Annotated in this window: 15 protein-coding genes; 2 read left to right on the top strand and 13 right to left on the bottom strand. The window is 67.3% G+C overall.

Translation table 11 applies throughout. The annotated features are described in order from the left end of the window. Positions 1–543: 543 nt before the first annotated feature. From AC5Y5Z_RS11830 to AC5Y5Z_RS11890, 13 genes are all read right to left on the bottom strand, one after another. Entirely contained in the window at positions 544–945 is a 402-nt protein-coding gene (locus tag AC5Y5Z_RS11830; RefSeq protein ID WP_499925272.1) for an Rv3143 family two-component system response regulator, read from the bottom strand. A gap of 15 nt (positions 946–960) precedes the next feature. Next, a complete protein-coding gene (locus AC5Y5Z_RS11835) occupies positions 961–1,503 on the bottom strand; it encodes a YceI family protein (RefSeq protein WP_499925273.1) in 543 nt (180 codons plus the stop codon). A 2-nt stretch (positions 1,504–1,505) separates the two neighbouring features. After that, entirely contained in the window at positions 1,506–1,919 is a 414-nt protein-coding gene (locus tag AC5Y5Z_RS11840) for a nuclear transport factor 2 family protein (RefSeq protein ID WP_499925275.1), read from the bottom strand. Further along, positions 1,916–2,272 (bottom strand): DUF6285 domain-containing protein, encoded by a 357-nt coding sequence (locus AC5Y5Z_RS11845; protein WP_499925276.1) that lies wholly within the window; start codon positions 2,270–2,272, stop codon positions 1,916–1,918. The genes AC5Y5Z_RS11840 and AC5Y5Z_RS11845 overlap by 4 nt, the downstream gene beginning before the upstream one ends. Beyond that, a complete protein-coding gene (locus AC5Y5Z_RS11850; RefSeq protein WP_499925454.1) occupies positions 2,269–3,219 on the bottom strand; it encodes a phosphotransferase family protein in 951 nt (316 codons plus the stop codon). Before AC5Y5Z_RS11850 ends, AC5Y5Z_RS11845 begins: the two co-directional genes overlap by 4 nt. Positions 3,220–3,233: 14 nt before the next feature. Continuing rightward, positions 3,234–4,472, bottom strand: coding sequence for an acyl-CoA dehydrogenase family protein (locus AC5Y5Z_RS11855; RefSeq protein WP_463827562.1), 1,239 nt, complete (start codon positions 4,470–4,472; stop codon positions 3,234–3,236). 22 nt (positions 4,473–4,494) lie between these two features. Continuing rightward, entirely contained in the window at positions 4,495–5,103 is a 609-nt protein-coding gene (locus AC5Y5Z_RS11860; RefSeq protein ID WP_463827563.1) for a TetR/AcrR family transcriptional regulator, read from the bottom strand. Continuing rightward, positions 5,103–5,996 (bottom strand): hydroxymethylglutaryl-CoA lyase, encoded by an 894-nt coding sequence (locus AC5Y5Z_RS11865; protein WP_473139188.1) that lies wholly within the window; start codon positions 5,994–5,996, stop codon positions 5,103–5,105. Before AC5Y5Z_RS11865 ends, AC5Y5Z_RS11860 begins: the two co-directional genes overlap by 1 nt. Then, the gene (locus AC5Y5Z_RS11870; RefSeq protein ID WP_499925278.1) at positions 5,993–7,195 is read right to left on the bottom strand and encodes a CaiB/BaiF CoA transferase family protein; all 1,203 of its coding nucleotides are present in this window, start codon (positions 7,193–7,195) and stop codon (positions 5,993–5,995) included. Before AC5Y5Z_RS11870 ends, AC5Y5Z_RS11865 begins: the two co-directional genes overlap by 4 nt. Further along, on the bottom strand, positions 7,192–8,370 hold the full coding sequence (locus tag AC5Y5Z_RS11875) for an alpha/beta hydrolase (RefSeq protein ID WP_499925456.1): 1,179 nt from the start codon (positions 8,368–8,370) through the stop codon (positions 7,192–7,194). Before AC5Y5Z_RS11875 ends, AC5Y5Z_RS11870 begins: the two co-directional genes overlap by 4 nt. A gap of 28 nt (positions 8,371–8,398) precedes the next feature. After that, positions 8,399–9,490, bottom strand: a complete 1,092-nt coding sequence (locus AC5Y5Z_RS11880; protein WP_499925279.1) for a homogentisate 1,2-dioxygenase — start codon at positions 9,488–9,490, stop codon at positions 8,399–8,401. A 113-nt stretch (positions 9,491–9,603) separates the two neighbouring features. Further along, complete coding sequence (locus tag AC5Y5Z_RS11885) at positions 9,604–10,575, bottom strand: NADPH:quinone oxidoreductase family protein (protein ID WP_499925280.1); 972 nt, start codon at positions 10,573–10,575, stop codon at positions 9,604–9,606. Positions 10,576–10,966: 391 nt separating this feature from the next. Further along, a complete protein-coding gene (locus AC5Y5Z_RS11890) occupies positions 10,967–11,134 on the bottom strand; it encodes a hypothetical protein (RefSeq protein WP_463827628.1) in 168 nt (55 codons plus the stop codon). 72 nt (positions 11,135–11,206) lie between these two features. On the opposite strand from AC5Y5Z_RS11890, the gene AC5Y5Z_RS11895 reads away from it, so the two are divergent. Together AC5Y5Z_RS11895 and AC5Y5Z_RS11900 are read left to right on the top strand one after the other, a co-directional pair. Then, a complete protein-coding gene (locus tag AC5Y5Z_RS11895) occupies positions 11,207–12,067 on the top strand; it encodes an oxidoreductase (RefSeq protein ID WP_499925282.1) in 861 nt (286 codons plus the stop codon). Between the two features lie 8 nt (positions 12,068–12,075). After that, positions 12,076–12,600, top strand: a complete 525-nt coding sequence (locus AC5Y5Z_RS11900; RefSeq protein ID WP_463827786.1) for a GNAT family N-acetyltransferase — start codon at positions 12,076–12,078, stop codon at positions 12,598–12,600. Positions 12,601–12,604 lie beyond the last annotated feature (4 nt).

The following is a 12,604-nucleotide window of genomic DNA, read 5'->3' on the forward strand; positions in this document are numbered from 1 at the left end:
CGGTGCCGCAGCCGGTGACCCGTCGGCGTACAGCGACGGCGGTGCGGCGGCCGCGCCTGCCGCGGCGAGCAGCGCAGGCGCCACGACCGCCAACCCCGGCGTCGCCAGTCCCGGCGTGATGAGTCCCGGCCTCGGCGGCTTCGCCATGATGCCGATGGCGGTCGGCGGGTTGGCCATGGCCGGATTGCTCGGCGACAGGCCGTCGGTGCCGGTTCCGACGAAGTCGGCGGAATCAGAGCAGGACAAGCAAGCCGAGAAGGCCGAGAAGGACGAAGCGCCGGTGGCGGAGGAGTCGGTGACCCCGGAGGCCGAGGTTCCGGCGATGAGCGTGCTGCCGACGGCCGCGCCCGGTATCGCGGTCGCCGCTGCCCCGGGCGAAGCGACGCGCGCCGCCGCGGCGAGCGGATCCGGCATCCCGGTGTCGACTTTCCGGGCATCGGAGGCCGCGCCGGAAGCAGATGCGGAATCGGCGGAGGCCCAGTTCCGTCCCCGGGCAACCGAGCCGGAGCGCATTCAGGTCCGCGGCGCCTGATCTGTACCGGATCAGTGCGCAGGCGCGCGCAACAGGTTGAGCACCGTGCGGCCCAGCACGATCGGGTCGAGCGGGTGAGGCACTGCGGCCTCGGCGCGTGACCAGTTGGCCAGCCACGCATCGTCGGGCCGGCCGGTCAGGACCAGGATCGGCGGGCAGCTGGACAGTTCGTCCTTGAGTTGTTTCGCGATGCCCATGCCGCCGGTCGGTGCCGCTTCGCCGTCGAGAATGGCCAGGTCGATGCCGCCTTCGTCCATCGTCCGGATCACCATCGGGCCGGTCGCGACCTCGACATAGCTCAACTCGGGCAGGTCCGGCTGCAGCCGTTTACCCAGCGCCTGCATCACCTGCTCGCGGGTCTGCACGTTGTCGCTGTAGACGAGGATCTTCAGGGGGCTGCTCGAGTCAGGCACGGTCCAGATCGTAATTCACGCGGTCCCGGAGGATCGCACGAAGACGGCTTCTGCTGACACGGTGACGGTGTCGGACATGACACCCATCTTGTTCCAGTCCACGTTGAACCGGGTCCGGTCGAGCTGCGTCTCGCCGCGGATCTGCACCGAACCGTCGTCCTGCTCGGTGATGGTCACCGGCAGCGTCACCGGTTGGCTGACGCCTTTGATGGTGAAATCGGTGCGCAGCTCGGCGCTCTTGCCCGGACCCGGCTGCAGTTCGTTGACCAGGACGGTGATCGTCGGGAAGCGCGGGGCGTCGAAGAAGTCAGCGGACAGCAGGTGCCGGTCGCGACGGCCGATGCCGGTGTGCATGGACGTGACCACGATGGTGAACCGTCCCGCAACGGTGCCGTCAGCGGCGAGCCGGCCGTCGCCGCTGAATTTGGTGAACTTGCCTTTGACGGGCAGCGCGCCCCACATGTTCCTGATCCGGAAACCCACCGACGAGCGGTCCGGCACCAGAGTCCACGATCCGGTGCTCTCCGGGTCGGCGAGCAGACTCTCCAGCGTTGTCATCCTTATTCCCCCTGCCGATCCAGTAAGGGTGCGAGGTCCCCGGGGTCGAAGTATTCCTCGATCCGATCGATGAGGCCTGCTCTGTCCATCTTGATGACTATGCAGACCCGCATCGCGATGGATTGCCCGGCATGGCCGGTGGCATGCAGGAGGTGCTGCTGCACGAACCCGCCGTCGAAGACCTGTCGATCCAGCACTTCATAGCTGCGCTCGGCGGTGATCGAGAGGAACCAGCTGATCACCCGCAGCGCCCGGGACTTGTCGTCGTATGCGGTGGGGCCGCGCCGCCCGCCCGTCCGCCATACCGCGACGTCGTCGCTCCACAGGTTCGCTACGGCGGTGTGGTCGCCGTTGGTGATCGCGGTGAACAACCGCTCGGCCGTCTCGACGATGGTTGCGGACGCGGTGTCGGTCATGAACCGGGCTCCTTTTGGTTCTCGTATCCGGGATGCGCGACGGCCAACCGGTGGCGGACCAGCTCACGCAGGACGGGGACGACGGCGTCGTCCGGCGCGTCCAGGTCGCCGGCCCGGGTGGCGGCGGCCAGGGCGGCTTCGTCGGCAAATCCCAGCCCGGCCAGTGCCGCCCGGATGTCGGCCGCTCCGGTCTCGAGCATTTGGCGTTCGACCATGCGCAGGGCGTTGGCTGCCACCCGTGCGTGGAAATTGACCGACCCGGTGGTCGCCTCCCGGACTTCGGTTTCCAGGAACTCGGCAACCGCGGCGACCAGTTCGGCGGCCGTGGGACGCCCGTACAGGTCGGCGGTCATGACACCTCCTCGAGCAGGTCCAGCAGGTCCCATTCGTTCTCGCACACCCGCCTGCCGATGGTGGCCAGCTCGACCGAGCGGGTCTGCCCGCTCAGATGACGCTCGGCCTGGTACCGGCAGATGACGCCCCAGCGCAGCGTGGCCAGGACCAGCCACCAGTGAAACGCCACCCGGTCGACGCTGGTCGCGCCAGCCTCCTCGTAGGCGCGCAGGAAACTCTCGATGCTGCCCAGACCACCGGCACCGCGCCCGGCCGGTGCGCCGAACCGCCAGGCGCGCACACAGAACCAGGCCAGGTCCTCATACGGCGCGCCGGTGTGCACCAATTCCCAGTCCAGCACCGCTGCCAGGTCCGACCCGTCGACGATGAGGTTGCCCATCCGGAAATCTCCGTGCACCAGCACGGTGGGCCACGGCGCGGACGGTCGGTTGGCCTCGAGCCAGCGAAACGTCCATTCGAAGGTGGCGGTGGTGTCGCCCATCTCGTCGAGCCGTTCGCGCCACTGACCGATCGGGTCCTCGCCGGTCAGGCCGGGGATGTCCGGGTCGGCCCGGTGTACCGCGGCGATGGCCTGCGCACACTGGCGCAGCAGCCGCCGGCGGGATTCCTCGTCGGTGAGCTGACGCTGAATGCGTCGAACAATGGTCTCGCCCTTGATCTCGTCGCAGATCAGGAACGGATTACCCAGGGCCGCAACCGAATCGTCGGCGATCAGCACATGTGGGACGGGCGCGCCGGCCGCCGCCGCGGCGGCCTGGACGCGGGCCTCCAACTCCATGCCGGCGTGCACGTCGTCGGGCGGGCCGGTGCGCAGGATCAGCGCCCGGCGATCGGCGCCGGTGACGGCGTCGAATGCCCAGGTGGTGCGGCTGGCGCCGCCGGTGAGCGGGCGCAAATTGTCGATCCCCACCCGGCTGCCCGTGACATCGGTCAGCAGGGTGCCCAGGTCCTCAGCCAGTGTCACTTTTTGCCGAACTTGAACAGCCGCTGGGCAACTCGGCGGATCTGGATCTCCTCGGCGCCCTCGGTGATCCGGTAGCGCCGGTGGTGTCGGTAGATGTGTTCCAGCTGCTCGTGCCGGCTGTAGCCGATGCCGCCGAGCACCTGCATGGCCCGGTCGGCGGCCTCGCAGACCAGCCGGTTGGCCCGGTAGTTCGCCATCGACACCTTGTCGGAGACCTGCATGTGATGGTTCTGGTCCAATTGTGTTGCGGCGTAATAGACCAGCAGCCGCACCATCTGCGCCTCGGTCTGCAGTTCCACCAGCGGCCACTGTACGGCCTGGTTCACCGCCAGCGGTTTGCCGAACACGATGCGTTCGCCGGCGTAGGTCACCGCCCGGTCGATGCAGTACTGCGCGGCGCCCAGGCTGCTGGCCGCCTGCCGAATTCTGTTCTCGTGCAGAAACGTTTGGCCTACTTCCAGGCCGCGGTCCACGTCACCCAGCACCGCGTCGTCGGGAACCCGGACGTCTTTGAGTTCCACTTCGGCGTGATCGGTGGGCATGTTGAAGGTCCACCAGTAGTACGGGATGGTGAAGCCGGGCGAGTCGCACGGCACCAGGAACGCCGAAATGCCGCGGGCCTGGCCGGGCTCGCCGGACGTGCGGGCGAACACCAGGTCGTGCGTCGCCCGGTGCACGCCCGTGTTGAATCGCTTGGCGCCGTTGATGATCCATCCGTCACCGTCTTTGACCGCGGTGGTCTCCAGCCAGGTGGCATCCGATCCGTGGTCGGGTTCGGTGAGTCCGAACGCCATCGAGCGTTCACCGGTGATCAGCGCCTCGGTCCATTCCTTCTTCTGCGCGTCGGTGCCGAACCGGTCCATCATGATGACCTGTGGGAAATTACCGACGATCGAGGACTCGTCCTGCAGGTCGTTGTGCAGCCCGAGTCCCTTGTGCGCCAAGTGTTCCCGGATAACAGCCATGTCGATATTGGAACCGTCGCGGCCACCGAACTGGGCGGGCAGCCCGTACCGCAACCAGCCTGCTTTGTCCGCTCGCTTACGCATCTCCCCGAGCAGATCTTCCCACTCCCGGCGCGGGATGCCGCCGTTGTCCCAGTCGGTACGGGCATTCTCCCGACGATGATCGAAGTACTGGATGTGCTCGCGTTCCAGCGGCTTGATCTCCGCCTCGATGAAGGCGTCCATCTCGGCCAATACGCCGGGAAGGTGTTCGGGAAGGGTGAAATCCACGTTGATCTCTCCTTGGAATAGGTCACGCGCCGTAGAGTGTCTTTTTCCAGATCAGGGACAGCATGGCAATGGCGTCCTCATCGCTGACAGTAATGCCGAGGTCCGACTTGCCGACGATGACGGTGGTGAAGTTCTCGAAGAGCAGCGCGATGGCCGCCGCGGTGTGTTCGGGGTTGAGTTCGGTGCCGTAACCCTGCTCCTGGGCTCGGCGCACCGAAGCGGCCACGATGTCCATGCCGAAGCGCCGGAACTGGTTCTGCACATCGGCGAAGCGTTGCTGGGTCGCGGCCAGTTGAGCCACCGCGATCATGATGCCGATGTGCTGCTTGAACATGTTCCAGTAACCGGTGACCACCGAGGTGAAGAACGCGTCACCGGGCGCCTCCGGTAGCTGCACGCTCAGCCCGGACGGCTCGACGACGTCGTGCAGGAAGGACTGCGCCAGCGCGGCCAGCAGATCCTCCTTGTCGCTGAAGTACCGGTAGAACACCGCCGGGGACTTGCCCGCCGCCGAGGTGATGTCGGCCAGGGTGGTGCCGTGAAAACCGCGTTCGGCGAACAGTTTCCGGGCGGCCAGCTCGATGGATTCGCGGGTCTGGCGGCCCTTGGCGGTGAGCAGTTCGGCGGGCATCAGCCGCGGATCCGATCCCCCGCACGCAGCAGCGCGCTCGGCAGGTCGTGGCCGACAGCTTCTTGCGCGACCCGCGCCGCGGCGATCGCGGCCGGCAGATCCACGTCGACCTCGAAACCGCTGTCGGTGAGCAGGTACACCAGATCTTCGGTCGCGATATTGCCGGTGGCACCCGGGGCGAACGGGCAGCCACCCAGCCCCCCGGCCGACGCGTCCAGCCGGGTAACCCCGGCGCAGACCGCGGCGTAGGCACTGGCCAACCCGGACCCGCGGGTGTTGTGGAAGTGCGCACCCAACGGCAGCTCGCCGAGCACCGGACGCAGTTGAGCGATCAGCGAACTCACCCGGCCCGGGGTGGCGGTGCCGATGGTGTCGGCGATGCAGAACCGGTCCGCGCCCCTGTCGCGCGCCGCGGCGGCGATGGCCAGGACGCGCTGCGGGGGAGTGGGGCCTTCGAACGGGGAGTCCCATGCGGTGGCGACGATGACTTCGACGGTGACGCCGCTGTCGCGTGCGATGGCGACGATCTCACCGATCTGGGCGGTGGCCTCGGCGCTGGTGCGACCGACGTTCTTCTGGCTGAAGGTGTCGTCGGCGGCCACCACGTACTCGATGGACCGCAGGCCCGCGGCAATCGCGCGGTTGGCGCCGTTGGGGCTGGCCACCAGCGCGGAGAACTCGATGCCGGGGAAGTTGTGCAGTTCGGCGGCCAGTTCGGCGGCATCGGCCATCGACGGCACCTTGGTCGGCGACACGAACGCCGTGGCCTCCACCTCGCGTACCCCGGTCGCGGCCACCGCGCTCAGCAGGTCCAGCTTGGCCGACAACGGGATCGGCGCCTCGATCTGCAGGCCGTCGCGCAACGCCACCTCTCGGATGGCGACGTAGGTCATAAGACCGCCTCCCTGCGCAGGGCTGCCAGCTGTGCTGCGCTCTTGCCCAGCAGCCCGCCGTAGACGTCGTCGTTGTGTTGTCCGGGCCGGGCGGGACCGGCACTGCGCACCCGACCGGGGGACTCGGAGAGCACCGGCACGATGCCCGGGCCGAGCACGTCGCGGCCCACCCGTTCGTCGTGATGCGGCACCAGCATGCCGCGGGCGCGCAGCTGCGGGTCGTTGACCACCTCGGCGACCGTGTTGATGGGCCCGGCGATAACCCCTGCGGCGGACAGGGTTTCGATGATGTCGCCGGGTTGGCGTTGGGCCGCCCAGGCGCCGATGATTTCGTCGAGTTCGTCCTGGTTGCGGCCGCGGGCACCGTGGTCGGCGAAGCGGTCGTCGGTCGCGAGTTCGGGGCGGTCCATCGCTGTGCACAACCGGGCGAAAACGGTGTCCTGGTTGGCGGCGATCACCACCCAGGAGCCGTCGGCGCTGCGATAGATGTTCGACGGCGCGATCCCTTCCAGCCGGGTACCCGAGGGGCCCCGCACCACGCCGCCGACGTCATAGTCGGGGATGGTGGATTCCTGGACGGCCAAACATGATTCGGTGAGCGCGACGTCCACGACCTGACCCTGCCCGGTCACGCTGCGTCGGTAGAGCGCGGCCAGTGCGCCCTGGGCGCCGAACATGCCGGCCAGGGTGTCGCCCAGCGACAGCGCGAGGCGTGGTGGCGGGCCACCGGGGAAACCGTTGAGGTGTCGCAGCCCGCTGGCGGCTTCGGCCACCGACGCGTAGCCGGCTTTGTGGGCGTCGGGTCCGGTTTGTCCGTATCCGGAGACCCGGACCAGGATGATGCCCGGATTGCGTTCGCTGAGCACGTCATAGCCCAGGTTCCACTTCTCCAGGGTGCCGGGCCGAAAGTTCTCCACCACGATGTCGGACTTTTCGACCAGATCCAGGAACAGTTCACGGCCGGCCGGCTTGCGCAGGTCCAGGGTGATCGCGCGCTTGTTGCGCGCGTGCACCGTCCAGAAGACGCGGTGGCCGTCGACCTCAGCCTGTCCCCAGGTGCGCAGTGGGTCCGGCGCACCGGGTGGCTCCACCTTGATGACGTCGGCGCCCATGTCGCCCAGCAGGCGGCCCACGAACGGTCCGGCGATCAGCGTGCCGAGTTCCAGCACCCGGATGCCGTCCAGCGCGCCGTGAGTCACTGCGCGAACCCGTGCCGGGTCAGCCAGTCGGTGACGATTTCGACCGCCTCCCGCAGCTTGTCTCGCTGGTCGGGACCCGCGTAATAGTGTGTGGCGCCGTGGATTTCGTACATCTCCTTATCCGGGTGCCCGATAGCCTCGAAGAGCCGCCGGGTGTGGCTGGGCGTGCAGGCGTCGTCACCCAGATTACCGATGACCAGAGCCGGAATGGCGATGTCCTTGCCGCACTTCACGCCGTCGCCGCGAGCGTCGTCATAGCTCCACTGCGACAACCAGCCGCGCAGGGTGCAGAACCGGGCCAGGCCGACCGGGCTCATGTTCACCACCTGCGGATCGCCCAGGTAGCAGGTGCCGGGCTTGCGTTCGTTGGGGTCGACCGTCGGGTCCAGCCAGCGGGGATCGGCCATGGTGCCGTGCACCACGAAGCCGAATTCGGCAACATCGCTGCCGGGCCGACCGCTCGCACGCAACTCGGCCAGTTTGTTCTTGACCCACGCGGTGATTCGGCGGTTGCGGTCAATCTGCGCCTGCCGGTAGCGGGCCAGGAATTCCTCGGTGTAGGGCGGCTGGTTCGGGTTGTCCGGGTTGTAGAGATCCAACTCGGGATCGCGCTTGGTGGGGTCGGACTCGTCCAGAATGGAGGCGTCCAGCCACTCGGTCAGGGTGCCGTGCCGGCTGATGTGTGCGGCCAGCAACATGATCCCGTCGGCGGCCGGCAGATCCAACGTGGTCAGGTCGGGGCCGTCACCGGTGGGGCTGGCGGTGATGGTCGCGTGCTGGGCCTGCTGTTGGTAGAACACCGACAGCGAGCCGCCGCCGCTCCAGCCCGCCAGCACCACCTTCTGGTAGCCCAGCCTGTTCTTAGCGTCCTTGATGCATTCGCCGAGGTCTTCGACCACCTTCTCCATCTGCAGCGCGGAGTCGGTGCCGCGGAATCGGCTGTTGCAGTAGATGACATGATGGCCGGCGCGGGCCAGCGCATTGATCATCGGCAGGTAGGCGCCGCCGCCGATCGGGTGCATGAACACCAGCACGGTGTCGCTCGGCTTGTCCTTCGGCTTCAGCAGGTAGCTTTCCAGCACGTTGATGTCGGCCAGCCCACCGTAGACATCGCGAACCCCCGAATTGTTCTGAAAGGCAACAAGATAGGGGATGCGCTCGTAGGCGTGTTTCACTGCAGTCTGCGTCATGTCAGTGTTGTCCTCAGTGTTGGGCAAGGTCGTTGGCCAGTATTTCCGGGGAGGGGGTCAGCCGACGTCGGGTGTCGATGGCGATCACCTGCCAGTCCACCCGGGTGTAGTCGTCGAACTTGCGGCGGGCGCGCTCGCGGGCCTTCTCCGGCGCGCCGTGGTGAACCCCTTGCGGGGCATGGGAGATCAGGCCCGGCGGCATCGGAATGCCGTAGAGCGAACCGCCGTGGAAGAACGCGATCTCGTCGTAGTCGACGTTGCGGTGATACCAGGGGGTGCGTTCGGTGCCGGGCGCCCCTTCGGCGGGCTTGGGCAGAAAGTTCATCACGTAGACACCGGTCGCCTGCATGAACAGGTGCACGGTCGGCGGCAGGTGCATGCTGTCGGAGGTGACGACGTTGTAGTCGGCGATGTTGAAGGTGAACGCGAAGTTGTCGCCGCGCCAGCCTTCGACGTCCAGTGGATTGTGTTGGTAATGAAGGGTAGTGGGCCCACCCTCATGAATGAGGCGGACCAGGTACTCGTCGCGGCCGTCGTCGTCGATGGGTGCCGGGTCGGGGATGACCGCCTGGGACGGGTCGAAGGGGAAGTGCCGGCCCAGGGCGCCCGGTGGGGGGACGCGGAATTCGTCGGTGGCCTCGATCATCAGCAGAATCGTTTCGCTGGACGGGATTTGGCGCCAGGTGCAGGCTTTGGGGATGTACACCCAGTCACCCGGCTGGTAGGTCAATGGCCCGAATTCAGTTTCGAGCAGGCCGGTGCCCTGGTGCACGAAGCAGAGCAGGTCGCCGTCGACGTGCCGGGCGTAGAACGGCATTGCCTCGCTGCGCCGACTCAGCAGCACCCGGCAGTCGGCGTTGCTGAACATCAGCAGCGGGCCGCCGTTCGCATCGGTGGCGTCGTCCGGTTTGAGTTGATCGGCCAATACGTCGGTGGGGCGCAGCGGGCCGACCGCGCGGTAGGCGGTGGGGTCGTTGCGGCGGTACATGTTGGCAGTGCGGCCGGTGAACCCGCCACGACCCAGTTCGTCGTCCTTGAGGCCGTCGAGGTCGGCATGAACCCGGCGCGGCGTTTTCCCTTTGCGCAGGTGGACGAAGGATTCCATGGCGAGGCTCCCGGCCGGTCGACGACTAAAACTAAAAGTGACATTACTTTCTGTTTCTGCCGGACACAAGTCTCTCGGGCACACAGGGACTCGGCGTTGGTGCTGCCCCTACGTCAATCGCGCACCCGGAGCACGACTTTGCCTTTGGCGCTGCGATTTTCCAGCGACGCCACCGCGGCCGCGGCCTCCGCCAAGGGGAACACATCCGGCTCCGGGGCGGCCAGTTTGCCCGACGTGAACAGCTCCTCCAGCGCGGCCCACTGCTGTTCGAGCGCACCCGGGTGCTTACCGGCCCAGGCCCCCCAACCCACGCCGACCACGTCAATGTTGTTGAGTAGCAACCGGTTCACCTTCACGGTCGGGATCTCGCCACCGGTGAAGCCGATCACCAGCAGCCGCCCGGCCGGTGCCAGGGAACGCAGCGAATCGGTGAACCGGTCGCCGCCGACCGGGTCCACCACGATGTCGACTCCGCGGCCGTTGGTCAGCTCCTTGACCGTGTCCTTGAACCCGTCGGCCAACACCACGTCGGTGGCGCCGGCCGCTGTGGCGATCTGGCCTTTCTCCTCGGAGCTGACCACCGCGATGACGCGCGAGGCACCCATGGCCGGCGCCAGCCGCAGCGCGGAGGTGCCGATGCCGCCGGCGGCGCCGTGCACCAGTACCGTTTCGCCTTGGGCCAGGCGGCCGCGGACGGCCAGCGAGAAGTACACCGTCAGGTCGTTGAACAGCACCCCGGCGCCGGCCTCGAAACTGAGGTTCTCGGGCAGCTTGAACACCCGGTCTGGTGTCAACACCGCGACCTCGGCCATTCCGCCGGTCAGCATGGTCAGGCCCAGCACCCGGTCGCCGGCCTTGACGTGGGCACCGTCAGGGGCCGAGCGGACCACCCCGGCGATCTCGGCGCCAAGCACGAAGGGCGGATCGGGCCGGTACTGGTAGAGGCCGCGGGTGAGCAGCGCGTCGGGGAATGCCACCCCGGCGGCGTGCACCTCGACCACCACGCCGTCGCCGGTGGGTTCGTCGACGTCTGCCACCTCGATAGCGTCCGGACCGTCCAGCCGAGTCACCCGTGCTGCGCGCATGCCACCTCCGATGTTGAACCTTCTGTCAATCTACGGCCCTGGCTCGTCGCGATTGCCGGCCGAGGGCCCACTGACCGCGTAGGCCAGAGAGCCAAACATAGCCAGCAGGCCGATCCAGGCCGCGGATGTGTACAGGGGCGTGGCGCGGTCGGTGAGACCGAGCAAACTCTTGACGATCAACACCAGACCTGTCGGCTTCGAGGTTCGACCGGCCGTGATCTCGTTTTGGCTGGAGTTCAACGCGCCACCGACCACGAAGACCAGAAGAAGACGAAGGCACCGAAAAGGCCCCAGCGCAAACGTAATTCACCCTTCTTCGCGAGGAATCGGATGCAACCGGATATGACGGCCACGCTCACACCGATGCCGCCGTACATGAAGCAGGTGCCTTTCAGGGTTCGACGCCACCACTGCTGCGCTGCGCCACCAGCACCCACCACGGCGGCCCGGACGGTGCTCGTTGGGTCCCGATCCCTACGGCGATGGCCACCGGCAATGCCAGGCTTGTCCAGAACAGCGGCTGCCGCAGCAAGCTGCCGCCGTTGGTGGCTCGATCCATGCTCATTCCTCGCTGCGGTCGCCGTCCCGGTGCGCCGCAATCAGACTGTCGGCTCAACGCTAATCTCACGTGATGGAGCAATTTCCACTCGGTCGCCACTCGGTGTCCCGGGTCGGCTTCGGAGCCATGCAGCTGCCGGGGCCCGGCGTGCTGGGGCCGCCGCGCGATCGAGCGGCTGCGTTGTCGGTGTTGCGGCGCGCGGTCGAATTGGGGGTGAACCACATCGATACCGCCCAGTACTACGGGCCGAAGGTGGCCAACGAACTCATCCGGGAGGCGCTGCATCCTTACCCGGAGGATCTGGCGCTGGTGAGCAAGGTCGGCGGCCGACGCGACGACACCGGCGCCTGGCTGCCGTTGTCCGATCCGGGCGATCTGCGCCGGGATCTGGAAGCCAATCTGTGCACCTTGGGTGTCGAGCAGTTGGCGGTGGTCAACCTGCGGGTGATGGAGAGCACCGAACCGGACCAACTCTTCGACGACCAGCTGGCCGTCCTCATCGCCGCCCGCGACGAAGGCCTGATCGGCGGTATCGGGCTCAGCGAGATCACCCACGCACAACTGTTGCGCGCGCTGGAGATGACCGAGATCGCCTGTGTGCAGAACAGTTTCAATCTCGTCCATCGCGCCGCGATGCCGCTGGTGGATGAATGCACTTCGCGCGGTATCGCTTTCGTGCCGTTCTTCCCGCTGGGATCGGCCTTCGCCGGGGTGCACAACCCGGTATTGGGCAACGCGGTGGTGGTCCGGGCGGCCGCGCAGTACGGGCACACTCCGGCACAGGTTGCGCTGGCGTGGACACTGAGTGTGGCGCCCAACGTCCTGTTGATCGCTGGCACCTCGTCGGTGCAGCATCTGGAGGAGAATCTTGCGGTCGCCGACATCGAACTCGACGACGACGTCCGTATCCAACTCGACGCGATTGCCGGCTAGTGCCGCAACTGGTCCGCACCGCCACCGCCGCCGATGCCGCGGCCTGTGTCGAGATATACCGCCCCTACGTGCTGGACACCCCCATCACCTTCGAGACCGAAGTGCCGACCGTCGAGGACATGGCAGACCGCATCGAAGCGGCCCAGGTGGGTCACGAATGGCTCGTCCTCGAGGACGACGGGACGGTTGTCGGCTACGCCTACGCCAGCCGGTTTCACCCGCGTTCGGCCTACCGCTGGGCGGTGGAGACAAGCATCTATCTCTCACCGGATCGCAAGGCTTCGGGCGGTGGGCGCATGCTGTATACCGAATTGCTGAAACGTCTTGCCGGGCGGGGGTTCCGGCGGGTGTTCGCCTGCATCGCCCAGCCGAACGAGGCCAGCAACGAAATGCACGCAGCGTTCGGTTTCGAGCCGGTCGGCCACTTTCGCCGGGTCGGGTGGAAACTCGGGGCCTGGCACGACGTGCAGTGGTGGCAGCGCGACGCCATCTCGGCGGCGGACGAGGTGGACCCGCCCACCGAACTGGCCTGAGGGC

The sequence above is a fragment of the Mycobacterium sp. NGS29 genome, from assembly GCF_059812965.1.

Coding starts and splice junctions, on each gene's coding strand:
- AC5Y5Z_RS11860 (WP_463827563.1), bottom strand. CDS start 5,103: ATGCCCGCCGAACTGCTCACCGCCAAGGGCCGCCAGACCCGCGAATCC.
- AC5Y5Z_RS11840 (WP_499925275.1), bottom strand. CDS start 1,919: ATGACCGACACCGCGTCCGCAACCATCGTCGAGACGGCCGAGCGGTTG.
- AC5Y5Z_RS11845 (WP_499925276.1), bottom strand. CDS start 2,272: ATGACCGCCGACCTGTACGGGCGTCCCACGGCCGCCGAACTGGTCGCC.
- AC5Y5Z_RS11865 (WP_473139188.1), bottom strand. CDS start 5,996: ATGACCTACGTCGCCATCCGAGAGGTGGCGTTGCGCGACGGCCTGCAG.
- AC5Y5Z_RS11880 (WP_499925279.1), bottom strand. CDS start 9,490: ATGGAATCCTTCGTCCACCTGCGCAAAGGGAAAACGCCGCGCCGGGTT.
- AC5Y5Z_RS11885 (WP_499925280.1), bottom strand. CDS start 10,575: ATGCGCGCAGCACGGGTGACTCGGCTGGACGGTCCGGACGCTATCGAG.
- AC5Y5Z_RS11890 (WP_463827628.1), bottom strand. CDS start 11,134: ATGGATCGAGCCACCAACGGCGGCAGCTTGCTGCGGCAGCCGCTGTTC.
- AC5Y5Z_RS11835 (WP_499925273.1), bottom strand. CDS start 1,503: ATGACAACGCTGGAGAGTCTGCTCGCCGACCCGGAGAGCACCGGATCG.
- AC5Y5Z_RS11895 (WP_499925282.1), top strand. CDS start 11,207: ATGGAGCAATTTCCACTCGGTCGCCACTCGGTGTCCCGGGTCGGCTTC.